Consider the following 23036-nt stretch of genomic DNA (forward strand, 5'->3'; position numbering starts at 1 on the left):
CACGCGCGAGCGCGGGCCCCTTCCCGTCGGGAGGGGGCCCGCGCCCGTGTCCGGCGCTCGGTCGAAAGAGACGGCTTACGCCTGCCGGGGCGCGGGCACCGGCTCGTGCTCGGGGTCGAGCAGATGGGTCAGGTGGCGTGCCTGCGCGTCCCAGGACCAGGACCTGCGTGCCCACTGGCGGCCCGCGGTGCCCATCTCGGCGGCCTGCCCGGTGTTCAGGAGCAGCCGCGTCAGCTCCGCCGCTATCCCCTCGGTCCGGTTGCCGTCCACGACGCTGCCGGTGGTCCCGTCGAGCACCGTGTCCGGGGCGCCGCCCGAGTCACCGACGACGACGGGCAGTCCGCTGGCGGCCGCCTCGAGGAAGACGATGCCGAGCCCCTCGGCCTCCAGGCCGCCCTTGCGGGTCCGGCAGGGCATCGCGAAGACGTCGGCCGCGGCGTAGTACCGCGGGGTCTCGCGGTGCGTCTTGCCGCCGACGAAACGGACCGCGTCCTCGCCGTGGCGCTTGGCCAGCTTGCGCAGCCGGGCCTCGTCCGGGCCCTGGCCGACCACCAGCAGCACCGCGTCGGGCACCTGCCGCCGGATCAGCGGCATGGCCTCTATCAGCTTGTCCTGCCCCTTGCGCGGGACCAGCCGGGCCACGCAGAGGATGATCCGCTTGCCCTGCAGCCCCAGCTCCGCCCGCAGCGCGGCGCCCGCTTCGGGGTCGGGCCGGTAGGTGTCCGCGTCGACGGCGGGCACCAGGCGGCTCAACTCGGTGCGCGGGCCCAGCGCCGGGGCGATCCGGGCGCGCGTGTACTCGCCGAGGTAGGTGACGACGTCCACGCCGTTGCCGATCCGGCGCATCATGGTCCGCGCGCCGGGCAGCCGCGCCCACCAGATCTCGTGGCCGTGGGTGGTGGCGACGATGCGCCGTACGCCGTTCTCCCGCAGCGCGGGTGCCATCAGGGCCAGGGGCGCCGCCGCGCCGAACCACACCCGGTCGCAGCCGTGCGCGCGCGCTATCTCCACGGCCCGCTTGGTGACCCGGCCGGTCGGCAGCAGCATGGCGCTGGTGTCACGGATGACCGGGAACGGCAGCGTGGCGTCGTACGCCGCGCCACCCGGCTCGTGCGAGGTGTAGACGACGACGTCGTCGTCCGGCACCCGCGTGGCCATGGCGTGGACGAAGGTTTCGATCCCGCCCTGACGCGGCGGGAAGTCGTTGGTGATGACGAGAGTGGAGCCCATAACAGACCAGGATCCTTCAGCCGGAGGGGATCGGACGCACGGTGAAGAGGTAATTGCGGAACTCGTCCGTGACCTCTGTCACCCGTATCCACGCTCCGTCGCCCCAGCGGTGCATCGTGTAGTCGAGGGCCGCCAGCCGCTCCACGATCCGGGCCGCCCTCATGTCGTACTTCGCCAGGTGGCGGTCCTCGATCTCCAGCAGCAGGGCGGGCCGGTGCCGCTCCAGGGTGTGCCGGGCGCCGGACAGGACGGCCTCCTCGGCACCCTCGACATCGGCCTTGATGAAGTCGACCCGGTCCAGGCCCATGTGCCGGCAGAGCCCGTCGACGGTCCGTACGGGCGTGGCGACCGGCCGCGAGCGGGCGAACTCGGTGTTGGGGCCGGGCCCCGAGGCCCCCTCGGTGAGGTACGCGCGCCCGTGCACCGGGAGCAGCCTGCGCCGGGGCAGGCTCATCGTGCCCTCCTGCGCCCGCGCGCCGAGGGCGGTGCGGTGCACGGTGACGTGATCGCAGCCGAGGGCGGCGGCCGTGGTCCGCAGCCAGCTCGCCGGACCGGGCAGCGGCTCGACGCTGTGCACGGCCCCCGACGGCCCGCTCAGCGCGGCCAGCGCCCAGGTGTAGAGCCCGTATTCGGCCCCGATGTCGAGACAGACGGACCCGGGCCGCACCAACCCCCGCAAACCACCCACCTCCCCCTCGACGAACCCCCACCGCGAGGAGGCCCAGCGGAGCCCGCCCGCCACCGCCGATACGCGCAGGCCCGCGCGCGTACGGTGGCCCCGGGCGGCTGCGGCGGGAGCCGTCCGCGGTGTCGATGTGCCGCTCGCAGAAGGCGTGTTGACAGACATATGGTCACCCTAATGCCATGCGCCACCCGCTGTGTGACGGCTGACCACGACGCGGCCACGGCGACGCGCTCCGGGGGCGGCATGTCCGCGTGAGGAAGAATCGTGGTCATGGAACACACCAGCCTGCCGAGCACCGAAGCCGCCGTCACCGCGATACGGGAGATCGCGGACGACCGGCGCCTGACGATGACCGTCACCGACGACATCGGCGCCGACCAGACCTCCCGCCGCACCTCGGCCGGCGCCTTCGCGACCCTCGACCCCGACGGCTCGCTGCCGCACGAGGCGTTCGTCGAGCTGGCCGGCTCACCGGCCGTGAGCGTCCGGCTGTTCCCCGAGGGCGACGCGAAGATCACCGTGGACGACGTCGAGTTCCATGACGTACCCCGGGACTCCGTCCCGGCGTTCCTGCGCTCCGTCTACGGCGGACTCGCCCACACGAAGGGCCGGTTCTTCCCGCCGGGCCAGTGGCTCGTCGTCCCTCTGCCCGGCGACGAGACGTACAAGGAATTGATCGCGGGCACGACCCTCACCCCCTGGCTGGCCCGCAGCGCGCGCACCTCGTAGCCGCCCGCGCCGCCGTCCCGCGCCGCGCCGTCCCGCGCCGCCGTCCCGCGCCGCGCCGTCCCGTGCCGCCCTAGGAACCGCTTCCCAGCGCGTCCTGCCACACCGCGTCCGGCGTCTTGTTCGTCCTCGTGATGCGGCGCAGGCGGTCGACCCGGCGGGCGGAGATCGCCTCGGGGTGCTGGCTGTCGACGGTGCCGAGCCGTACGTGGATCCCCGCCAGCCAGCTCCTGACGGCTTCGGGGGCGGCCGGACCGGTGTATTCGACGGTCATCGAACGCGCCGAGTCCGCCGCGTCGTTGTCCCGGACCAGCACGAGCTGGGCATCCACGACGTCCGGGCACTGCCGGGCGGATTCGACGATGTCCGCGATGTTGACGTAGTTGCCGAGGAGGCTGAAACCGTCATCGGCGCGGCCCAGGACGCGGAAGGCGTCGCCGCGTCCGCAGCGGCACTCCGCCGCCTCGATGCGGTCGCCGAGGCGGTAACGGACGACGGGCACGGTCCACCCCTCGCCGACGCGGGTCAGCAGGGCGCCCGCATCCTCCAACTCGAAGATCTGGTCTTCGATCAGATGGAGCGTCGTCTCGTCGCACCCCGGCCGGGTGGAACCCATCGCCCAGGTCTCCACCGAGCCGTAGATGCCCCACAACTGCACGTCGGGGAAGGCCCGTCGGACCAGCTCCCGCTTGGCCTCCGTCCAGGCCTCGCCCATCCAGATGATGGCCTTGACCGGCGGCTTCACGCCGGTCTTGAGCACGGTCTCGGCGAAGTCGGCGAGCACGGACGGAACGCTGGCCAGCACGCTGACGCCGACGTCACGGAGCATCGGCAGCCGGAGTTCGAGCTCTTCGGGCGTCAGCGGTCCGGAGGGAATCACCGTGGATTCGGTGCGCTCGGCGAGCTTCTGGATGAAATAGTGCGTGCCCCACATGCGGCCCGCGTCGTAAAGGTTGAGCACGACGTCGCCGGCGCCCATCGGGCGCCAGACCGGCAGGAGCCGGTCGAAGGCCATGTGGTGGGGCAGGTACGTCAGTTTGGGGGTGCCCGTGGTGCCGCCGCTGGAGACGAGCACGCTTCCGTCGCGTTCGGCCGCCGCCCTGGTCATCGCCGTTATCTCGGCGGGACCACAGATCTCCAGGTCGGAAAGCTCTTTCGCACCGTCGGGGACCGCCTTCCCGCCGGACGAGGCGATCGTCCGGGCGTGGGCGAGCAGGGTCTCCGGGTCGATGGTTCCGATCATGATTCTCCTGGCACATCGGTGAAGGGGCACGGTCGGGCGCGAAATACGATGCCGATTCGGTCGCATCATTCGCACGCCGTGTGGCACTAGGCCAAATAAATCCTATGCAGCCCGTCACCGGGCGGTCCAATAATGATTTTTGATCGGCCGATAACAATTACTGCACGCATGCGATGTTGTCGAAGCCCTGTTGTACAGGGAAAATAACGGGATGAACTCTAAGACTGTCGTGCTTGTGGGAGTCCCGTGGAGCGTCTTCGAACTGGACTATGCGGTCCGTGACGCGGCCACGCTCGGAGCGTCCCTCCTCGTCGTCGACACCCCCGAGTCCCTCGCTCAGCTCGGCGAACAGACCGCCGTGCAGACCCGGGCCGTGAAGGCCCTCGACCCGCTGCTCATCGCCGACTGCGTGCGCGACATCGAGCCGGCGACCGTCCTCGCCATCACCGAGTTCTCCATGGAGCTGGCAGCGGCCGTGCGCGAGCACCTCGGCATCCCCGGCACGCCGTCCGCCGCCGAGGCCCGCGTCCTGGACAAGGCGGAGACCCGCGAGGTGCTGCGCGAACACGGGCTCACCCAGGTCGGTTTCCACCGCACTTCACTGCTGTCGCCCGAGGACCTGCTCGGCGGCCTGGAGCCGCCCGTGGTGGTCAAGCCGCGCTCGTTCAGCGGCAGTCACGGCGTGACGTTCGTCGCCGACCGATCCGAGCTGGCGCGCGTCTTCGAGCCGTACGACCTGGCCGAGACCGACCACGAGGAGCGGGACAGCCGGGTGGCCCATCTCTCCGGGGACCACCGCACGCACGAGGTCATCATCGAGGAGTTCGTGCCGGGCCCCGAGATCAGCGTCGAGGGGCTGGTCGTGGACGGCAAGCTCACGCTGTTCGCCCTGACCGACAAGGTCAACACCGGCATGCCGCACTTCGAGGAAATCGGCCACGTGGTGCCCAGCCGGTACACCCAGGAGCGGAGCGCGCAGGTCGAGGAGTACCTCCAGGCCGTCGTGTCGGCGCTGGGTTTCGTCACCTCGCCGATGCACGCCGAGATCAAGCTGCTCGACGACCGGATCGAGCTGGTCGAGATCCACACCCGCTACGCCGGCGACCGCGTGGTCGAGCTGCTCGAATCGGCGTACGAGATACGCCCGTACGAGGCCTACTTCGACGCGATGCTGGGCGGGGGCGCCCCGGACCGCCCCCGGCCGACCGGCGACCACTACGGCGTGGGCTTCTTCAACGGCCCGACCGACGCCCCCTTCGCCTGGCCGTCCTACGCCTTCCCGCACCCGGAGGCCGTCACCTCGATCGACCTCGACCGGCGCCGGGCCCCGAAGGTCTTCGCGTACGAAGGCCTGCGCATCCGGTACTGGCGAGCGGGCCACGCCCTGTTCTCGGCCACCGACCACGCGGCCGTCCACGAGAACATCACCTTCCTCCTCGACCACACCCCCGGACAGAGCGGCTACGGAAGCCAGGACGCCTAGAACCCAAGAGGCCGGGGCGCGGTGGTGGCTTCCACCGCGCCCCGGCCTCTTCGCACGCCCGGCACCGGGCGTGACCCGTCAGTCCGACGGCACCGGCCGGGCCCGCACGGCGGGCCCGGCCTCCTCCGTCGCCTCCGTCGCCTCGGCCGCCTCGCGCGGCAGCGCCAGGCAGGCGACGGCGCCGAGAGCCAGCGCCGCGACCGGCAGGGCCAGGGCCGCGCGCATCGCCGCACCGCTGCCGCCCGTCACCGACGGCAGCCCCTGCATGAGCGCCACGACGCCCGCGGTGAAGACCATCGCGCCCAACTGCCGGGTCGTTTCCAGGATCCCGGAGGCCGCGCCCGTCAACTCCTGGGGGACGTCGCGCATGGCGACCGTCGTCCTCGGCGCGATCGAGCAGCCGTTGCCCATGCCGACGACCGCCATCGGGGCCAGGAAGGCCGTCCAGTGCACCGATCCCGTCATCAGCAGCGCGGTCCACAGGATGCCGACGCCTTGGACGACCATGCCGGTGAGCAGGATGTACCGGCCCTCCATCCGGTCGGCCAGCCGTCCCGCGACGAGGGCGACCAGGACGGACATCGCCGACGCCGGCGCCAGGATCAGCCCGGCCCGGAAGGCGCTCAGGCCGAGTACCGCCTGGAAGTACAGCGCGGCCACCACCATGATGGCGAAGGTGGCCCCGGTGATCGCCGCGGCGATCCCGAGCGTCATGGTGTACCCGCGGATCCGCAGGAGGGCGAAGGGCACCAGCGGATCACGGTCCTGGCGCCGGCGCTGGCGGACGGTGAAGCCCGCGCCGAGGAGCGCGGCCGCCACCAGCAGCGCCCAGACGAGCGGGCCCCAGTGGTGGTCGGGGCCGTTGGTCACGGCGTAGGCGAAGCAGGCGAGGGCCAGCGAGACGAGGCCGACGCCGAGCAGGTCCAGGGAGTGCTGCCGGCCCGTCCGCAGGTCCGGGACGATCATCAGGCCCCCCACCACGACGAGCACGCCGATCGGCAGGTTGACGAGGAAGATCCACCGCCAGCCGGCCGCGTCGATCAACAGGCCGCCGAGGGACGGGCCGAGCACCGAGGCCACGCCACCGATCGCGCCCCACACCCCCAGCGCCGTGCCGCGCCGCTCGCGCGGGAAGGAGGCGACGATCAGGGTCAGGCTCTGCGGCATGAGCAGAGCGGCGCCGACGCCCTGGAGCACGCGGGCACCCACCAGCACGCCGGGAACCGTCGCGATCCCGCAGAGCAGGCTCGCGACGGTGAAGAGCAGGACGCCCACGACGAAGACCTGCCGCGGGCCGTACCGGTCGCCCAGGCGGCCCGCGGTGATCAACAGCACGGTGATGGCGATGATGTAGCTGTTGAGCGCCCACAACACCTCGGGCAAGGTGGCGTGCATCGAGTCGATGATGCTGGGGATCGCGATGGTGACGATCGTCGAATCCAGCAACGTCATGAAGTAACCCAGGGACAACACCACCAGCGTGGCCCACGGGTTGCCGCGCAGGCGACTCACGCGCCCGCCGTCCCGTCCACGAAGTCGCGGAGCACGCGGACGAACCGGTCCGGCTCCTCGATGAAGGGAGCGTGGCCGCTCTCCTCGAACATCTCCAGCCGGGCATCGGGGAAGGCGCCCAGCAGCCACTTCCCGACCTCGGTGGGAAAGATCCGGCTCTTCGCGCCGTGCACCAGCAGGGTCGGCAGTGTCAGCGCGCCGACCCGCTCGCGCCAGTCCTGGTTGAGGACCCCGCCCCACAGGGCGAGCAGGGCCAGCCGTGACGTCTTGAGCGATGCGGTCAACAGCGGCCGCAGCACGTCGGGTTCGGGCTCGATCCCGGCCGCGAAGCAGTTCTCCATCAGGGCCGTGAGGTACGCGTCCGGATCGGTCCACTGCTGCTGGGTCGCCTGCAGCGCGCCGGCCGCGTCCAGACCGCCGAAGGCCGCGTGGTCCCAGCCCTCCTCCCGCAGCAGGTGCGGCGACATCTCCACGGAGACCAGCCGGGAGACCCGGTCGGTCCCGTACCGCTCCACGTAGTTGTAGGTGACGGTCGCGCCGAGCGACCATCCGACGAGCGTGACGTCGCGCAGGTCGAGGTGCTCGACGACCTGCGCCAGATCGGTCGCGGCGTCCTCGATGGTCCAGCCGAGCGGGGGTTCCGGGCTGTCCCCGTGCCCGCGCAGGTCCACGGTGACGACGTCGTGGTCCGGGCCGAGGGCGGCCGCGGTGTGCGCGAAGCACTGCGCGGTCATGCCCAGACCGGGGACGAACAACACGGTCGGGCCGGCACCGGATCGGCGGACATGATGAATCACTTCGGGCATGGTAAAAGCTCCAATCGGACCCCCGGATGAGATGCTCAAAATATACGGCCAGCCCGTGAAATCACCCTGCGGACGATGATTAAACTTTCTTATCGAGAATCGGATGGATTCCGCCGCACGGATTATTGACCGGGTTATTACCAGCCGCTGAACCGCGATTGCCGGGGCCAGGGGATTCAGGGCGGCCCGGGCCCCCGGCGGCCACGGCGCCCGCCGCACCACGAGATCCGGACCCACCGCCTGTTTTCGGCCTCCCACCGGACGCGCCGTGGCCGACCGCCACCGCACTCCCCCGGGCGTCGACACCCCGGAGACGACGCATCGCGTGAGCAAACGCGCTCCGGCCGCGCGGCTGCAACTGGGCGTTGACCAGCGCTAGTTGAGGCATCAACAGGGTAGCGCCGCCCCCTCGGAGGGATTTGCAGCCCTCCTCGCGCGAACGAGGCCAGGGCACATCACATCGGCCGGGATCAACCAACGGCACCCGGGCACCCTCTTGCAGCATGAAGGGCGAGCCTCCAGGATCACGATCATGATCTCCACGCGCACTGGCCGGCTCGGTCTCCCCCACCGCAAAGGAGTGAATGTGGCCGTCATCCCCCACCGCCACGTCCCAGGCGTCGGAACCTGCCAAGGCTTAGGAGCAGTCCGGGAATCGATGATCACCAACGCGTCACCGGGCCGATCGCCCCGTGGCCATACAGGGGTGGAGTAGCCGATGGCGGAGAGCACCGTGTCGCCCACGCGGGAGGCCCTGGCCGACTTCCTGCGCCGCCGACGTGACGCGCTGTCACCGGAGGTGGTCGGGCTGCAGACCGGTCAGCGGCGCCGGACGCCGGGACTGCGCCGGGACGAGGTGGCGCGCCTGGCGAACATGTCGACGACCTACTACGAACGCCTCGAGCAGGGCCGTGGCCCGCAGCCGTCGGCCGCCATCCTCGCCGGGCTGGCCCGCGCCCTGCGGCTGGCCCCGGACGAGCGCGCCTACCTGTACCTGCTGTCGGGTCGCACCGATCCCGCGGCGGAGCATCCGGGCGGCGCCGTCGATCCCGAACTGCTGGCGGTCATGCGGGCGGTATCGGCGACGTCCCCGGCCTTCATCGTGGACGACCTCGCCGGCGTCGCGGCCCAGAACGCGTTGCACACCGCCCTCTTCGGCGTCGTCGCCGGCCTGCCCGGCTGGGAGGGAAACATGTTCTGGTGCTGGTTCGGCACGGGCCGCTGGCGGCGCTCGGTGCTGAACTCGGCGGAGCACCAGGAGGCCATCGGCCGTACGTTCGTCGCGTACCTGCGCGTCTTCGTGGCCGAGCGCGGCTACGACCCGGCCGCGGCGGCGCTGGTGTCCGACCTGCGCCTGGCGAGCGCGGAATTCTCGCGGATGTGGGACGAGCACCAGGTCTCCAGGGCTCCCGCTCCGATCATGAGCGTGCTGGACGACCGGGTGGGCCGCCTGGACTTCGACTACGCGCTGATGATGAGTTCGCGGTCCCGGCAGCGCCTGTTCTCGCTTCATCCGGTTCCGGGCACCCCCACCCGGCAGCGGTTGAGCAGACTGTCAAACGTAGAGGGGGATTCCGTATCCACGTATCGATAGTGTGTGGATGAGTCCGCCGATCGACCGTAGCGTTTCGCCTGGCACACGGACCCAACGACTCGGAAAGCAACCCGTGGAAAGTGCTCCCCCGGCCATAATTGTGCAGGTTTCCGGCCACCGGCAGTTCAGATTCCGCCGCGTACAATGAACTCACTTGACATCGTTGTCCTGTTCGAGGGCCGCCACCAGTCCCGCTCAAGCATGCGCGACCGTCCGACCGTTCTGTCCCAAAGGGCAGGGCCGGGCACCCTCATCATTCGACCAATATGACAATCTCAGATTGATTCGAGTAATGTGCGAAAATTGTGACCAAATACATCAGCGCGCCATCTCCGCACTTCCGTACAGCCGGCGCGAGACGATCGAGAACCGCCACGAAAGGCTGATCGCCCTGCTGGTCACCGGCCATACCGATGCCAGCGCCGCCCGGCAGCTCGGCGTCAGCCGCCGCACCGTGACCTACATGCTCCGCTCCATGATGGACGAATTAGGCATCAACAACCGCTTCCAGCTCGGCATCGCCGTCGGCGCCCGCCATGACGGACATCGCACATGACCACGGTCATCACCGAGGATCAGTTCGAACAATTCGGGGGATGTTCGAGGCGGCTTGCCGAATGCGAAAGTGAAGACCTATGAGCTCAGAACGAACCGTCATGTCTCGCAATCTCGACGTGAATCAACTCCGTACGCTGAGCACGATCATGGAAACGGGAAGTTTCCGGCGTGCGGCGGATGCCCTCGCACTGACCCAGCCCGCGGTCAGCTATCACATTCGCCGGCTCGAGGCGGTCCTGCACGGCCCGGTCTTCGCCAGGACCAGGGGCCGGCTGGAACTCAGCGACGCCGGTGAGGAATTGCTTTTCTATGCCCGTAAAATCCTCACCGTCAATGACGAGGCAATGGCCCGGCTGACCGCGCCGCGAAACGACCTCCGGCTCACCATCGGCGTCTCGGAGCAGCTGGAAGACGTCCTCCAGGATCTGCTCGTCGGCCTCACCCGCACGCTGCCCCGGGTCACGCTCAGCGCTCGGATCGGGGCGAGCGAGCACATCGCCGCGCGGACGGCCGAGCAGGAGACCGACGTCGCCGTCGTCATCGGCCCGTCCCGCGGGGACCGGAGCCGCTCCCTCGGCTCGCTGCAACTGGCCTGGTACGCACAGGACGCCGCGACCCTGGCCGCCGGCCGTTCCCTTCCGATGGTGCTGCCCGCCGAACCGTGCAACACGCGCTCCCACATCGTCAGCGCCCTCGACAGCCAGGGCGTCCCCTGGCACGTCGCCTACGAAGGCCCCGACCTGGCCGGGCTGCGCGCGGCCACCCGGGCCGGGCTCGGCGTCATCGGCCTGCTCGCCAACAACGGCGAGAAGTGGAATCTGACGCCCGTCCCGCCCGGCACGCTGCCGTTCCATCCCGGCCTCGTACCGGTCTCCTTCATCCACGCTCCCGGTACGCCCGCCGATGTGGTCGAGGCCGCGTTCTCGGTCGCCCAAGCGGCGCTCCGCCAGTTCCCGTTGGTCGACGAGCCCGTACGGGCTCCCCGGAGCGCGGCCTGACCCGCCCACCGTGCCCGTGGGGTCCCCGGCCGCCGCCGACGGCGCGGCGGCCGTGCGGGGTCGCGAAGCACGGGGCCGTCTCCGTCCCCGCGCGCGCTCGAGCCGCTCTTCGAGGAGCGGGCCGAAGCCGCGGCACACCACGACGTACACGCCGTCCATTCCTCCTCCTCGCTACTCGGCCGCGGATACGTCGACGCGGTTGTCGTGGTACACCGCGCCGCCGCCCATGTCCGAGTCCCGCTCGGCCACCGTGGCGTTGACCCCCGCCCGGTTGCCGGTGAGTTTCGACCACCAGCCCTTGGCGGTGCGGGCCACCCCCGGCCGTACCGCGTCGCTCACGTGCAACTCCGCGGTGAAGGCGCCGCGGTCGTTGAAGATCCGCACTTGCTGTCCCGCGACCAGCCCCCGGGCCGCCGCGTCGTCGGGGTGCAGCTCCACGAAGGGCGCACCGGCCCGGCGCACCAGTGATTCCTTGTTCGCGAACGTCGTGTTCAGGAAGAAGTGCGAGGCGGACGAGATGAGCACCAGCGGCAGTCGGCGGGCCAGCTCCGGATCCGCGGCCTCCGCGGGGGGCGTGTATCCGGTCAGCGGATCGTGCCCGTCGGCGGCCGCCGCCGCGGACACGAACTCCAGCTTCCCCGACGGCGTGGGGAAGCCGTCCGCGAACGGGACGAAGGGGCTCGGGTAGTTGAGCCGTGCGTAGCCCTCCCGGCGCAGCCGGTCCAGGTCGATGCCGTCCAGCGACGGGTGGCCGCTCGACAGCAGCTTCCGGGCGAGCTCCTCGTCGGAGTCGAAGAGGCTCGGTTCCGTCAGGCCCAGCCGCGCGGCGAGCCGACGGAACGTCTCCGTGGTCGAGAGGCACTCGCCGGGCGGGGCGACCGCGGGCTCGTTCCACGTGATGTACATGTGCCCGTACCCGTCGAGCAGATCGGTGTGCTCGGTCTGCATGGTGGCCGGCAGCACGATGTCGGCGTAGTCCACCGTGTCGGTGCGGAAGTGTTCCATGACCACGGTGAACAGGTCTTCGCGCAGCAGGCCCGCGCGCGCCGTGCCCTGACCGCCCACCGCGGTGGCCGGGTTGGCCCCGTAGACGAACAGCGCCTTGACCGGCGGATCGTCGACCGTGGTGAGCGCCTCGCCGAGGCGGGTCATCGACAGGCTGCGTACCGGACCGGGCAGCAGGTCGTCGCGGTAGAGGGCTTCGCGGTCGGCGCCGAAGTAACCGTCCGTCGAATAGGCCAGTCCCCCACCCGGGAGCTTCCAGTCGCCGGTCACGCCGGGCAGCGCCGCGAGCGTACGCAGGGCCATGCCGCCCCCCGCGTGCCGCTGGATCCCCTGCGCCGCCTTCATCCCGGTGGGCCGGGTGACGGCGAGGCGCTGCCCGAGCCGCTCGACCGTCTCGACGGGCAGCCCGCAGATCTCCGCGGTCCGGTGCGGCGTGAACTCCTCGATGCGCGTCCGGAAGGCCGGCCAGCCCTCCGTGTGCTCCGCCAGGTAGGCGCTGTCCTCGGCGCCGAGCGACAGCACCACGTTGAGCAGCCCGAGGGCGAGCGCGGCGTCCGTGCCGGGGTTGAGCGGCACGTGTTCGTCGGCGAGCCGGGCCGTCTTGGTGAGGACCGGGTCGATGGCCACGACGTACGCCCCGGACCGCTGGGCCTGCGACAGCACCTTCCAGAGGTGGTGGCTGGTGGTGAGCGTGTTGCAGCCCCACAACAGGATGAGCCGGGCGTGGCGCAGGTCCTCCGGGTCGATGCCCCGGCTGGTGCCGAGCGTGTAGCCGGTGCCCACCAGGCCCGCGACCGAGCAGATCGTCATGTCGTGGCGGGAGGCGCCCAGGGTGTTCCACAGCCGGCTGCCCGCGCGCCCCTGCAGGCCTTGCAGGAAGCCCAGGTTCCCGGTGCCCTGGTAGGGCCAGATGGCCTGCCCGCCGTGCTCGTCGATCACTTTCGTGAGACGGTCGGCGATCTCGTCGAGCGCCTCGTCCCAGCTGATGCGCTCGAACCGGCCCTCGCCCTTGCGCCCCGTCCGGCGCAGGGGATGCGTCAGGCGGTCGGGGGATCGGGTGTGCTCCAGGTACTGGTTCACCTTCACGCACAGGGTTCCACGGGTGTACGGGTGCTCCGGGTTGCCGCGCAGCCCCACCGCGACGCCGTCCTCGACCTCGACCTGCCAGGAGCACGCGTCCGGGCAGTCCAGCGGGCAACCGCCGGGAAGGATCTTCAGGGCGCGGCCGGGGGGAGCGGACGGCGCGGCCGGGCCCGGCGCCGGCTGCGCCCGCTCACGGATGTCCCGGTTCACCGCGCCGGCTCCGCGCGCAGCCGTGACACGAACGCGTCGGCCAGGGTCACCCGGCCGACCAGTGAGACCGGTCCGGAGAGCAGCACCCGCTCGTCCTCCGTGATCTCCACGGCCACGGTGCCGCCGGGCATGATCACGGTCACCGAGGAATCGGTGAGCCCCAGCCGGTGGGCGGCGCAGGCGGCGGCGCAGGCACCGCTGCCGGAAGCGGGAGCGTATCCGACGGCCCGCTCCCAGATCTGGATCCGCAGGGTGCGCCGGTCCTCGACGGTGAGCAGCTCGACGTTGGGCCGCTCCGTGAAGCCCGCGTAGGCGACGATCCCGGGCCCGATCCGGGCGGCGAGCTCGGCGGTCGCGTCGTCGACCAGCGCGACCAGGTGCGGCACGCCGTTGTGCACCGCCGTCGCGTGCACCGTGGTGCCCGGCTCGGTCTCCAGGGGTACGCCGATCAGCTCGGCGCCGTCGCCCGTCGCGGGGCTGTGGTGGGTCCACGGTCCCAGGTCGATGGTGGCGGCGGTGTCCGGGCTGCCGGGCCGCACGCTCACGTCTCCGCCGGGGGTCCGCAGTGTGATCTCTTCGCGGTCCGTGCGGCCGTGCTCGCTCAGGTACCGGGCGAAGATGCGCAGGCCGTTCGCGTTGCGCGCGCATTCGGAACCGTCGGAGTTGAAGACCCGTACGTCGAAGGTCTCCTGCGGGCCGGCCGCCGCACCCGGGGCGGGGAGGGGGCCGTAGAGCACGCCGTCCGCGCCGACGCCGGTGCGCCGGTCGCACAGGACCCGGGTGGCCGCGACGCCCGGCGCGGGCGCGCCGAGTGCCGGGTCGGCGACGAGGTAGTCGTTGCCGAGGGCGTGGTACTTCACGAGGGTGGTCATCCGGTGCCCTCGCTGATGGCACCCTCCTCGAAGGCATCGCCGTACCAGCGCTCGCTCCAGCGGGAGAACGAGACGACCGTGATGTCGCGGTGGCCCTCCTCCTCGATCGGCACGATGTCGGTGACGTAGTGCCACAGCGCGCGGTCGTCGAACGCGATGGCCTGCCCCGCCGGCAGGGTCGCGGTGAAGAGGGGCTTCTCCTTGTCGTCCGCGCCGCGCAGGGTCAGCTCGGCTCCGGTGACGCCGACGCGGTTGTAGACGGAGATCACCACGAACTCGTGGCCGTCCTGGTGGACGCCCTCGGGGACGACCACGCCCTGCAGTTCCTTGTTGGCGATGACGCGGTACTGGTGGACGTTGATCTGCCAGATGTCGTCCTCGGGCAGCGGGATCTGGGCGCACGCCTCCCGGATGTGGTCGACCAGGTCGATCTGGATCGGCTGGTAGTGCCGCCGGATGCCGCCCGCGATCGGGTTGAACTTGGAGTAGGTGACGTAGGGGCGGTGCGGGAGCCGCTCGAAGTCCCAGGCGCCGTCGCGGTGTTCGAGGCGGTACTGGGAGAACCGGCGCCAGCGGTTGCCGTTGCCGATGTACTCGTCGAAGGCGAGGTCGTCGAAACTCTTCAGAATGTCCTCACCCGTCTCGGGGAGGTCGAATACCTGGAAGTGCTGCTGGTTGAGCGTCACGGTCGGGGCCTTTCTGAGGAGGCGTGGGCAGCGGGTGTTCAGACGGGCTGGAGCTGCTTCAGGCAGGCCTCGAGGACCCGGTCGAGGTAGTGCGCCGAGGTGTTGAGCCGCATGAAGGTGCCGAGGGCGATCTCGCGGCCGGCGGCCGGGTCGCGCTCGACGACCGGCCCGATGACGTTCTTGTACCAGCCCGCCGCGTGCTGGGCGTCGATGTTGATGTGGATGTCGTGGTAGACCTTGCCCTCCGGCGGCAGCCCGAGGCGGTCCCACGCGGTGACCAACTGGCGGAAGCGGCGCGGGGCGAGGAACTCGGTGACGCCGTAGTAGCCGATGGCGCGCAGGTAGTGCCGGCGGCTGAGCGCGAGGCCGGCCGAGATGTTGCCGCATTCCTTGGCGACCGGCAGCAGATGCGCGTCGATGTAGCTCTGGTCGACGCCGATCGAGGTGAGGCACTGGGAGAAGAGCGTCGTGTGGACGTCGGCGAAGGCGCCGTTGCCCATCTCGTCCCAGTAGTTGGACGCGATCTCCATCTTCTCGACGCCGGTCGCGCCGAACTGCATGATGGCGAGGATGTCGTCGAAGCGCGGGTCCAGGGAGGTCTCCTGGGCCAGCAGGAAGCGTATGTCGTCGATGGTCGCCGAGCTCGTCAGGTGCTCGGAGTACATCGGGTGGGCGCTCGCCGGGTGGTCCTGGATGAGGGCCTTGAGCCAGCGCACGTACTCCTTCTCGCCCGTGGGGTAGCCGGTCAGCAGCTCCTCGGGCACCTGCCGGAACTCGTTGTCCAGCATGGCGTTCTCAAGGATGCTCGTGACGTCCCGCAGGACCGGCTGGGGGTCCTGGTCGGGGTTGCGCGCCGCGGACTGGCTGAACTCGTAGGCGTAGATGACCGTGAGTACGTCGTGCAGGTGGGCGCGCGCCGCGGCGTCGCCGCCGCGGAAGGCCAGGTCCGCGAGCCGTCGGCACTCCCCGGCCAGCTCGGCGCGGCGGGCGTAGTCGTCGACGAACTCCTGCCATGCCCCGAAGGTCACCGAGGTGAGGGCCGCCGTGAAACCGGCCAGGAGCGGGAAATCGTTCTGCTGCGGGTCAGGCATGTCGGGATTCCTCATGGTCGTCATTTCCTCGGACCGCCGATAGGGTTCCGGATTTCCCCCTCCGGCGAAATGCCGCATACGCTCTCAGCTTCAATTGCAGTCAGCCTACCCAGCGGCGGTGCGCGCGGTCCAAGTCCGATTGTTTATCGCGCTCATCAGTGGATTTTTTCACCGCGCGATTACCCGTGCCGGGGGTGCGTGCGGTTGATGACGCCGACGGCCGCGGCGAGTTCGGCCGCGGTGGTGTCCTCGCCGGTGCCGACGGCCCAGGTGCCGCCGCTGTTCAGGTAGGCGATGGTCCGGCCGTCGGGCAGTTCGTGGGCCGTGGCCGCGGTGAGGGGCAGCTCCAGGCCGAGTTGGCCGAGGGCGTCGGCGAACGCGGGCAGCGGCTCGGCGCCGGTCAGGGGTATTTCCTTGTCGATGCCGTCCAGGCTGAGCGTCACGGTCGACCGCGTGCGGCCGAGGAGTCGCAGCCGGTCGGGGACGGGTGCGTACGCGCTGTCGAAGAGCTCGCGCAGCCGCGGGGGGCTCAGCTCGCCGCCTTCGCGGTCCGTGACCTGCTGGACCAGGGCGGCGAAGTCGGCGCGAAGGTCCTGGGGCAGCTGCAGACCGTACGAGTCGTTGAGCACGAACGCCACGCCGCCCTTGCCGGACTGCGAGTTGACCCGGACGACCGGTTCGTACGCGCGGCCGACATCGCTCGGGTCGATCGGCAGGTAGGGCACCTGCCAGGGCTCGTCGCGCAGGTCGTATCCGCTCGACCGGGCGTCGTCGGCGAGTGCCGAGATGCCCTTGCTGATGGCGTCCTGGTGGCCGCCGGAGAAGGCGGTGAAGACGAGTTCGCCGCCCCACGGGTGGCGTTCGTGCACCGGCAGCGCCGTGCAGTCCTCCACGACCCGGCGGACCTCGCCCAGGTCGGAGAAGTCGATCTCGGGGTCGACGCCGCGGCTGAACAGGTTCATGCCCAGCGTGACGAGGCAGACGTTGCCGGTGCGTTCGCCGTTGCCGAAGAGACAGCCCTCGATGCGGTCCGCGCCCGCGGCGAGGCCGAGTTCGGCGGCGGCGACGGCCGTGCCGCGGTCGTTGTGCGGGTGCAGCGAGAGGATGACCGCGTCGCGCGGCTTCAGGTTGCGGCTCATCCACTCGATCGAGTCGGCGTACGTGTTCGGGGTGGACATCTCCACCGTGGCCGGCAGGCATATCGTGGCCGGGCGCTGCGGGGTGGGCTGCCAGACGTCGAGGACCGCGTTGCAGACCTCGGCCGCGAAGCCCAGCTCGGTGCCGGTGAAGGACTCCGGCGAATACTGCAGCCGCACGTCCGCGCCGGTCAGCGACTCCGCGGCCGCGGCGAGCCGGCGGGCGGACGCGACGGCGAGCTCGCGGATCTCCTCCCGCTCCTGCCGGAAGACCACCCGGCGCTGCAGCTCGGAGGTGGGGCTGTAGATGTGCAGGGTCACCTTGCGCGCCCCGGCGACGGCTTCGACCGTGCGGTCGATGAGTTCGGGCCGGCACGGCGAGAGGACCTGGATGCGGACGTCGTCCGGGATGGCGTCGGTCTCGATGATCTCCCGGACGAACGCGAGGTCCGCCGCGCTGGCGGCGGGGAAGCCGACCTCGATCTCCTTGTAGCCCATCCGCACGAGCAGGTGGAAGAAGCGGTGCTTGCGGGCCGGGTCCATCGGCACGGCGAGGGCCTGGTTTCCGTCGCGCAGATCGACCGAACACCACAGCGGGGCCCGGGTGATCGTCCGGTCCGGCCAGGTCCGGTCCGGCAGCAGGACCGGTTCGACCTCCTCGGCGTACGAGCGGTAGCGGTGAGCCGGCATGGGGCTCGCACGCTGTTCATTCCAGACCGGGCGGTCCGCGAATTTGTTCGTCATGGACACTCCTCGCGCCTAAATTGCAGGCCATGCTAGCCAGCCGTGGAGCGGCCATCCAGGAAACTGCGCAGAAGCGAAGAAGGGAAAAGGAAGGGCCATTGCGCATTCCCGCAACGGCCCCGGGAGGAGCCATTGCGCATTGCGGCAACGGCGTTGACACCCCTTCTTTTGCGCCGCAATACTCACCACGGTTCGGCAGGAACAGCAGGGCGATGAACGGAGAGAAGACGTGACGCAAGCATTTGAGATCAAGGGAAACGACCTCTGGGACCCGACGACGTTCGACGCGCTGCGCCGGCAGTTGATCCCGTCGTTCGACCTGATCTACGAGGCCGCGGTGCGCACCGTCGCGGCGACCGTGCCCGCCGCGCCGCGGGTGCTCGACCTGGGCGCCGGCACCGGTCTGCTCAGTGCGGAGATCCTGCGTGAGCTCCCCTCCGCGCAGGTCGTGCTGGTCGACCGCTCCGAACTGATGCTGACGCAGGCCCGCAGCCGTTTCGCCAGCCAGGAGGGCGTCACCGTGCAGGCCGGCGACCTGACCGACCCGCTGCCGGAAGGGCAGTTCGACGCGGTCGTCTCCGGCCTCGCGATCCACCACCTGAGCCACACCGACAAGCGCCGCCTGTTCGGGCGCATCCGCGAGGCGCTGCGCCCCGGCGGCGTCTTCGTCAACGTCGAGCAGGTTCAGGGCCCGCTGCCGCACCTGGAGGACCTCTACGACAGCCAGCACGAGCTGCACGTCACCCGTGAGCAGGCGCCGGAGCACGAATGGGCGGCCGGCCGCGAGCGCATGAAGTTCGATGTCTGCATCGACCTGGAGACCCAGTTGCAGTGGCTGCGCGACGCCGGATTCCGCAGCGTCGACTGCCTCGCCAAGGACTTCCGCTTCGCCACCTATGCGGGCTGGGCCTCTTGATGACAGCGCTCTACACGGCGATTGGCGACGTCGCGCGACGCCGACCGGACGCGATCGCGGTCGAGACCACAGCCGGTGAGCGCACCTCGTACGCCGAACTCCTCGCGCAGGCCGACCGCATCGCGGTCGGCCTGCGGGCCCGCGGCGTCACCGAGGGCCGCGTCGTCGTCTGCTCGGGCCTGGCCAACGACGCCTCGTACGTCGCCTTCCTGCTCGGCATCTGCGCGGTCGGCGCCGCCTACGTCCCGCTGCTCGCCGACTTCGACGCCACCGCCGTGGCCCGCGCCCTGCGGATGACGGAACCCGTGCTCTGGGTCGGCCCCGAGAACCACCACCGCGAGGGCGTCGCACTGCCCCGCGTGGAGCTCGCCGAGCTGCTGACCTCCGGCGCCACGGTGACCGAGGCGCCGCGGGGGCGGATGTTCGCGCCGGGGACCTTCCGGATGCTGTGGACCTCCGGCTCGACGAAGGCGCCCAAGCTCGTCACCTGGCGCCAGGAGCCCTTCGTACGCGAACGCCGGCGCTGGATCGCCCACATCGAGGCGACCGAGCGCGACGCGTTCTTCTGCCGGCACACGCTCGACGTGGCGCACGCGACCGACCTGCACGCCTTCGCGGCGCTGCTCGCCGGCGCCCGCCTGGTCCTGGCCGATCCGCGCGCGGAACCCGCGACGCTGCTCGCGCAGCTGTCCGCGTCGGGCGCCACGTACACCAGCATGCTGCCCAATCACTACGAGGACCTGGTCACGGCAGCCGGGCAGCGGCCCGCCGCCGACCTCTCCCGGCTGCGCCGCCCGATGTGCGGCGGCGCATACGCGAGCCCGGCCCTCATCGCGACCGCCGCCGAGGTGCTCGGCATCCACATCCGCCACGTCTACGGCTCGACCGAATTCGGCCTCGCCCTCGGCAACATGGCGGACGAGGTGCAGACCGTGGGCGGCATGCACGAGGTCGCGGGCGTGCGCGCCCGCCTGGAGCCCCTCGTCGGGTACGACCGGGACGACTTCGGCCATCTGGTGCTCACCTCCGACTGCGTCAGCAACGGTTACGTGGACGACGACGAAGCGAATGCGGCCACCTTCCGCGGCCCCGACTTCTGGACCGGCGACGTCGCCCAGCGCCTGGACGACGGCAGCCTGCGCCTGCTCGGGCGGGTCACCGACCTCGTGCTGACCACGGGCGGCCCCCTGGCCGCCCCCTTCCTCGACGAACTCATCGCCCGGCAGTGCCCGGTCGCCGAGTCCGTCAGCCTCGCCGCCGACACGGAGGCCCTGGGCAACCGCGTGCTCGTGGTGCTGCGCGCGGCGCCGGGGACCTCCGACGACGACGCCGTCGGCGCCGTCGACGCGCTCCTCGCCTCGCACGGACTGACCGGCGCGGTCCTGGCCTTCGACCGGATCCCGCGCACCGTCGTCGGCAAGGCCGACCGCGCGCTGCTCCGCCGCCGCCACATCCCCGCCCCGACCTCCTGACGCACCCGTCGTCGGCGGCATGCTCCGAAAGGACGAGTCATGACCCGGAAAACACTGGTGGACAAGATCTGGGACCTGCACGTCGTGGAGCCCGGGGCGTCCGACCTCCTCTACATCGACCTGCACCTGCTGCACGAGGTCAGTTCGCCCCAGGCCTTCGCCGGGCTGCGCGAGTCCGGCCGCAGCGTCCGCCGCCCCGCCCTGGCGCTCGCCACCTCCGACCACGACGTCCCGACCGACGGGCGCGCGCTGTCGCCGGACGCGGGCGCCGCCAAGCAGCTTCAGGTCCTGGCCGACAACTGCCGCGACAACGACATCGAGCTGCACCCGGTGGGCACCCCTGGGCAGGGCATCGTGCATGTGATCGGCCCGCAGATGGGGCTCACCCGGCCCGGCACGACCATCGTCTGCGGCGACAGCCACACCTCCACCCACGGTGCGTTCGGCGCCATCGCGTTCGGCATCGGGACCAGCGAGATCGAACACGTCCTCGCCACACAGACCCTGCGGGCCCGCCGGCCGGAGTCCATGGCCGTCACCGTCACCGGCGAGCTGCCGCCCGGTGTCACGGCCAAGGACCTGGCGCTCGGCATCCTCGCCGCGGGCGGCACGGACGCGGGGACGGGGACCCTCATCGAATTCCGCGGACCCGCCGTGCGCGCGCTGTCCATGGAGGGGCGGATGACGCTGTGCAACATGGCCGTCGAGATGGGCGCGCGCAGTGGTCTGGTCGCTCCCGACGAGACCACCTTCGCCTACCTCAAGGGCCGCCCCCGCGCCCCGCAGGGTGACCTGTGGGACCAGGCCGTCGCCGACTGGCGGACGTTGTACAGCGACCCGGACGCGGTCTTCGCCTGCGAACTGGTCGTCGACGCGGCCTCCTTGGCGCCGCGCGTGACCTGGGGCACGAACCCCGGGCAGAGCGTCCCGCTCGACGGCGTGGTCCCCGACCCCGCCGACAGCGCCGATGCCGGCGAGCGGGCGGCCGCCGAGCGCGCCCTCACGTACATGGACCTGCGCCCCGGCACCGCGATGCGCGAGGTCGGCATCGATGTGGTCTTCATCGGCTCCTGCACCAACAGCCGGATCGAGGACCTGCGCGCCGCGGCGGACGTGCTGCGCGGGCGACGCGTGGCCGCCGGCGTCCGCGCCCTGGTCGTCCCCGGCTCGATGCTCGTACGTCACCAGGCCGAACAGGAGGGGCTGGACGCGGTCTTCACCGCGGCCGGCTTCGAATGGCGCACGCCGGGCTGCTCGATGTGCGTCGGCATCAACGGAGACACCGTCGCGCCGGGACAGCGCTGCGCGTCGACCTCCAACCGCAACTTCGAAGGCCGGCAGGGCGCCGGGGCCCGGACGCACCTGGTCTCCCCCGCCACGGCCGCCGCCACCGCCGTCGCCGGACGCTTCGCCGCGCCGGCCGATCTGTAGGGAGAAGGGGAGTAGCCGTATGGAACCGCTCATCCGCGTCACCGGCCGTGGGGTGCCACTGGACCGCCCCAACGTCGACACCGACCAGATCATCCCGGCCGCGTGGCTGAAGAACACGACCCGCACCGGTTACGCCGCCGGCCTCTTCGAACAGTGGCGCCGCGACCCGGACTTCGTCCTCAACCGGCCCGAGCGCGCCGGGGCGTCGATCCTGGTCGGCGGCCCGAACTTCGGCTGCGGTTCGTCGCGCGAGCACGCGCCCTGGGCGCTGCACGAGTGGGGCTTCCGGGCGGTGATCGCGCCGGGCTTCGGTGACATCTTCCGCAACAACATGCCCAACGCCGGCCTGGTCCCCGTCTGGTGCGAGCCGCCGGTGGCCGCCGCCCTGATGGCCGCCACCACCGCCGACGCCACGGCCGAGATCAGCGTGGACGTGGCCGGTCGCACGGTCACCTGCGCCGCCGCGGGCATCCTGGCCGCCCCGTTCCGCCTCGACGACGACGCCCACGCCCGCCTCGTCTCGGGCCTGACCCAACTGGAGGTCACGCTGCGCTCGACCGACCGCATCGCGGCGTACGAGCGCTCCCGCGCCCCCTGGCTGGACGTATCGGCGTGACCCGGCGGCCGGAGCGGGACGAGGGCGGGCGACGCGGCGCGTCCGCCGCCCAGTCTTTGCGCGCGGCGATGTACTGCGTGAGCGCCGTGCACGCGGTGAGGACGGCGGCGGCCACCACGAGCATGCCGCCCGCGGGGACGAGGAGTTCGCGGGAGTCGGACGACGTGGCCATGAGCCGGAACAGCCGGTTCACCGGCGGCAGGTCGTGGGTGAACACCGCGACCATCACCAGCGCGAGCGCTGCGCCGAGGGCGTACCCCTGCCGCCTGAAGACCAGGCGGGAGCACAGCACGCCGATCGCGGTACCGGCGAGCGCGCAGGTGATCTGGGCTTCGATGCCCAGCAGGAAGTCGACCGGTCGGACGTCGTAACTGCCCATCCACAGGGGGAAGAAGAGCCCGAAGGCCAGCAACGGGAGGCAGCTCAGCAAGGTGGTCGCGATGCCCGCCAGCAGAACCCTGAGCGACCGGCCGGACGTGACGACCATGACCGCGCGCTGAGCCGGGTCGTCCAGACTCATCAGCGCGACGGTCAGCCAGGTCGCGCAGAGGAACAGGGCCCCGGCCGAGGAGGCGTAGGCCGGTGGCAGCGGGCCGCTGCCGTTGACGGTCAGGACACCCAGGAGCCCCGTGAACAGCAGGACCGGCGCCAGGTAGCGCTGGGTGTGGAGCACGGTGGCGAAGGTGTAGCGGATGAGCGCGATCACCGCGGGGCTCCGTCCGTAGCGGTGTACGGCGGCGGCGTGCGGCGACCGTCGCCGGCCACCTGGCCCACCTCGGCCACCTCGGGCACCTCGGCCACCCGCACGACGGACCAGCCGTGCCGAAGCGCGGTGAACAGCACGGCGTCCGTCCGGTCCCGCTCGACGCGCAGGGTGGGCCCCGCCGGCTCCCGGCGCACGGACAGCACGCCGTCCAACTCCTCCCAGGCGCCACCCGG

21 protein-coding genes are annotated in these 23036 nt (G+C 71.1%); 9 read left to right on the forward strand and 12 right to left on the reverse strand.

Annotated features, from left to right (window positions below):
* Positions 1-75: 75 nt before the first annotated feature.
* Positions 76-1230, reverse strand: a complete 1155-nt coding sequence (locus ABT084_RS17625) for a glycosyltransferase family 4 protein (RefSeq protein ID WP_351044282.1) — start codon at positions 1228-1230, stop codon at positions 76-78.
* Positions 1231-1246: 16 nt separating this feature from the next.
* Positions 1247-1918: an FkbM family methyltransferase gene (locus ABT084_RS17630; protein ID WP_351044492.1), complete on the reverse strand. Its 672-nt coding sequence runs from the start codon at positions 1916-1918 to the stop codon at positions 1247-1249.
* A gap of 267 nt (positions 1919-2185) precedes the next feature.
* On the opposite strand from ABT084_RS17630, the gene ABT084_RS17635 reads away from it, so the two are divergent.
* Positions 2186-2644: a hypothetical protein gene (locus ABT084_RS17635; RefSeq protein ID WP_351044284.1), complete on the forward strand. Its 459-nt coding sequence runs from the start codon at positions 2186-2188 to the stop codon at positions 2642-2644.
* Between the two features lie 70 nt (positions 2645-2714).
* Here ABT084_RS17635 and ABT084_RS17640 read toward each other — a convergent pair whose 3' ends face one another.
* A complete protein-coding gene (locus ABT084_RS17640; RefSeq protein WP_351044287.1) occupies positions 2715-3884 on the reverse strand; it encodes an AMP-binding protein in 1170 nt (389 codons plus the stop codon).
* Positions 3885-4095: 211 nt separating this feature from the next.
* Here ABT084_RS17640 and ABT084_RS17645 point away from each other — a divergent pair, with 211 nt between their 5' ends.
* Positions 4096-5367 carry an ATP-grasp domain-containing protein gene (locus ABT084_RS17645; protein WP_351044290.1) on the forward strand — a complete coding sequence of 424 codons (1272 nt, stop codon included), beginning with the start codon at positions 4096-4098 and terminating at the stop codon, positions 5365-5367.
* A 78-nt stretch (positions 5368-5445) separates the two neighbouring features.
* Here ABT084_RS17645 and ABT084_RS17650 read toward each other — a convergent pair whose 3' ends face one another.
* Together ABT084_RS17650 and ABT084_RS17655 are read right to left on the reverse strand one after the other, a co-directional pair.
* Positions 5446-6879 carry a DHA2 family efflux MFS transporter permease subunit gene (locus ABT084_RS17650; protein ID WP_351044292.1) on the reverse strand — a complete coding sequence of 478 codons (1434 nt, stop codon included), beginning with the start codon at positions 6877-6879 and terminating at the stop codon, positions 5446-5448.
* Positions 6876-7676 carry an alpha/beta fold hydrolase gene (locus tag ABT084_RS17655; protein ID WP_351044295.1) on the reverse strand — a complete coding sequence of 267 codons (801 nt, stop codon included), beginning with the start codon at positions 7674-7676 and terminating at the stop codon, positions 6876-6878. Before ABT084_RS17655 ends, ABT084_RS17650 begins: the two co-directional genes overlap by 4 nt.
* Positions 7677-8403: 727 nt before the next feature.
* Here ABT084_RS17655 and ABT084_RS17660 point away from each other — a divergent pair.
* The 3 genes from ABT084_RS17660 to ABT084_RS17670 all read left to right on the forward strand — a co-directional run bounded on the left by ABT084_RS17660 (position 8404) and on the right by ABT084_RS17670 (position 10835).
* Entirely contained in the window at positions 8404-9279 is an 876-nt protein-coding gene (locus ABT084_RS17660; protein ID WP_351044298.1) for a helix-turn-helix transcriptional regulator, read from the forward strand.
* A gap of 280 nt (positions 9280-9559) precedes the next feature.
* A complete protein-coding gene (locus ABT084_RS17665; RefSeq protein ID WP_351044301.1) occupies positions 9560-9835 on the forward strand; it encodes a LuxR C-terminal-related transcriptional regulator in 276 nt (91 codons plus the stop codon).
* Between the two features lie 100 nt (positions 9836-9935).
* Positions 9936-10835, forward strand: coding sequence for a LysR family transcriptional regulator (locus ABT084_RS17670; RefSeq protein WP_351044495.1), 900 nt, complete (start codon positions 9936-9938; stop codon positions 10833-10835).
* Between the two features lie 171 nt (positions 10836-11006).
* Here the strand turns inward: ABT084_RS17670 and ABT084_RS17675 are convergent, their stop codons facing one another.
* From ABT084_RS17675 to ABT084_RS17695, 5 genes are all read right to left on the reverse strand, one after another.
* Complete coding sequence (locus tag ABT084_RS17675) at positions 11007-13133, reverse strand: molybdopterin-containing oxidoreductase family protein (RefSeq protein ID WP_351044304.1); 2127 nt, start codon at positions 13131-13133, stop codon at positions 11007-11009.
* Complete coding sequence (gene dapF / locus ABT084_RS17680; protein ID WP_351044307.1) at positions 13130-14005, reverse strand: diaminopimelate epimerase; 876 nt, start codon at positions 14003-14005, stop codon at positions 13130-13132. Before dapF ends, ABT084_RS17675 begins: the two co-directional genes overlap by 4 nt.
* A complete protein-coding gene (locus ABT084_RS17685; protein WP_351044310.1) occupies positions 14002-14691 on the reverse strand; it encodes a 2OG-Fe dioxygenase family protein in 690 nt (229 codons plus the stop codon). Before ABT084_RS17685 ends, dapF begins: the two co-directional genes overlap by 4 nt.
* A 38-nt stretch (positions 14692-14729) precedes the next feature.
* On the reverse strand, positions 14730-15782 hold the full coding sequence (locus tag ABT084_RS17690; RefSeq protein WP_351044312.1) for an iron-containing redox enzyme family protein: 1053 nt from the start codon (positions 15780-15782) through the stop codon (positions 14730-14732).
* 179 nt (positions 15783-15961) lie between these two features.
* Positions 15962-17662: a 2-isopropylmalate synthase gene (locus ABT084_RS17695; RefSeq protein WP_351044315.1), complete on the reverse strand. Its 1701-nt coding sequence runs from the start codon at positions 17660-17662 to the stop codon at positions 15962-15964.
* Between the two features lie 229 nt (positions 17663-17891).
* Between ABT084_RS17695 and ABT084_RS17700 the strand changes: the two genes are divergently transcribed.
* Genes ABT084_RS17700 through leuD form a run of 4 tightly spaced genes read left to right on the forward strand, consistent with a single transcriptional unit; the run spans position 17892 to position 22097 of the window.
* Complete coding sequence (locus ABT084_RS17700) at positions 17892-18578, forward strand: class I SAM-dependent methyltransferase (RefSeq protein ID WP_351044317.1); 687 nt, start codon at positions 17892-17894, stop codon at positions 18576-18578.
* Positions 18578-20050: a class I adenylate-forming enzyme family protein gene (locus ABT084_RS17705; protein ID WP_351044320.1), complete on the forward strand. Its 1473-nt coding sequence runs from the start codon at positions 18578-18580 to the stop codon at positions 20048-20050. Before ABT084_RS17700 ends, ABT084_RS17705 begins: the two co-directional genes overlap by 1 nt.
* Before the next feature lie 39 nt (positions 20051-20089).
* On the forward strand, positions 20090-21481 hold the full coding sequence (gene leuC / locus ABT084_RS17710) for a 3-isopropylmalate dehydratase large subunit (protein ID WP_351044323.1): 1392 nt from the start codon (positions 20090-20092) through the stop codon (positions 21479-21481).
* Positions 21482-21500: 19 nt separating this feature from the next.
* Positions 21501-22097, forward strand: a complete 597-nt coding sequence (gene leuD / locus ABT084_RS17715; protein WP_351044326.1) for a 3-isopropylmalate dehydratase small subunit — start codon at positions 21501-21503, stop codon at positions 22095-22097.
* Here leuD and ABT084_RS17720 read toward each other — a convergent pair.
* Together ABT084_RS17720 and ABT084_RS17725 are read right to left on the reverse strand one after the other, a co-directional pair.
* On the reverse strand, positions 22024-22803 hold the full coding sequence (locus tag ABT084_RS17720; protein WP_351044329.1) for a hypothetical protein: 780 nt from the start codon (positions 22801-22803) through the stop codon (positions 22024-22026). The two genes, leuD and ABT084_RS17720, sit on opposite strands and share 74 nt — an antisense overlap.
* Complete coding sequence (locus tag ABT084_RS17725) at positions 22800-23006, reverse strand: hypothetical protein (protein WP_351044332.1); 207 nt, start codon at positions 23004-23006, stop codon at positions 22800-22802. The genes ABT084_RS17720 and ABT084_RS17725 overlap by 4 nt, the downstream gene beginning before the upstream one ends.
* Between the last annotated feature and the right edge of the window lie 30 nt (positions 23007-23036).

Source organism: Streptomyces sp. NPDC002138, assembly GCF_040296485.1.
Classification (GTDB): Bacteria; Actinomycetota; Actinomycetes; order Streptomycetales; family Streptomycetaceae; genus Streptomyces.

What these genes read in the sequence shown, in the direction of transcription:
- ABT084_RS17690 (WP_351044312.1), bottom strand. Translation starts at nt 15,782, where the DNA reads ATGCCTGACCCGCAGCAGAACGATTTCCCGCTCCTGGCCGGTTTCACG.
- leuC (WP_351044323.1), top strand. Translation starts at nt 20,090, where the DNA reads ATGACCCGGAAAACACTGGTGGACAAGATCTGGGACCTGCACGTCGTG.
- ABT084_RS17640 (WP_351044287.1), bottom strand. Translation starts at nt 3,884, where the DNA reads ATGATCGGAACCATCGACCCGGAGACCCTGCTCGCCCACGCCCGGACG.
- leuD (WP_351044326.1), top strand. Translation starts at nt 21,501, where the DNA reads ATGGAACCGCTCATCCGCGTCACCGGCCGTGGGGTGCCACTGGACCGC.
- ABT084_RS17625 (WP_351044282.1), bottom strand. Translation starts at nt 1,230, where the DNA reads ATGGGCTCCACTCTCGTCATCACCAACGACTTCCCGCCGCGTCAGGGC.
- ABT084_RS17705 (WP_351044320.1), top strand. Translation starts at nt 18,578, where the DNA reads ATGACAGCGCTCTACACGGCGATTGGCGACGTCGCGCGACGCCGACCG.
- ABT084_RS17695 (WP_351044315.1), bottom strand. Translation starts at nt 17,662, where the DNA reads ATGACGAACAAATTCGCGGACCGCCCGGTCTGGAATGAACAGCGTGCG.
- dapF (WP_351044307.1), bottom strand. Translation starts at nt 14,005, where the DNA reads ATGACCACCCTCGTGAAGTACCACGCCCTCGGCAACGACTACCTCGTC.
- ABT084_RS17660 (WP_351044298.1), top strand. Translation starts at nt 8,404, where the DNA reads ATGGCGGAGAGCACCGTGTCGCCCACGCGGGAGGCCCTGGCCGACTTC.
- ABT084_RS17635 (WP_351044284.1), top strand. Translation starts at nt 2,186, where the DNA reads ATGGAACACACCAGCCTGCCGAGCACCGAAGCCGCCGTCACCGCGATA.
- ABT084_RS17670 (WP_351044495.1), top strand. Translation starts at nt 9,936, where the DNA reads ATGTCTCGCAATCTCGACGTGAATCAACTCCGTACGCTGAGCACGATC.
- ABT084_RS17645 (WP_351044290.1), top strand. Translation starts at nt 4,096, where the DNA reads ATGAACTCTAAGACTGTCGTGCTTGTGGGAGTCCCGTGGAGCGTCTTC.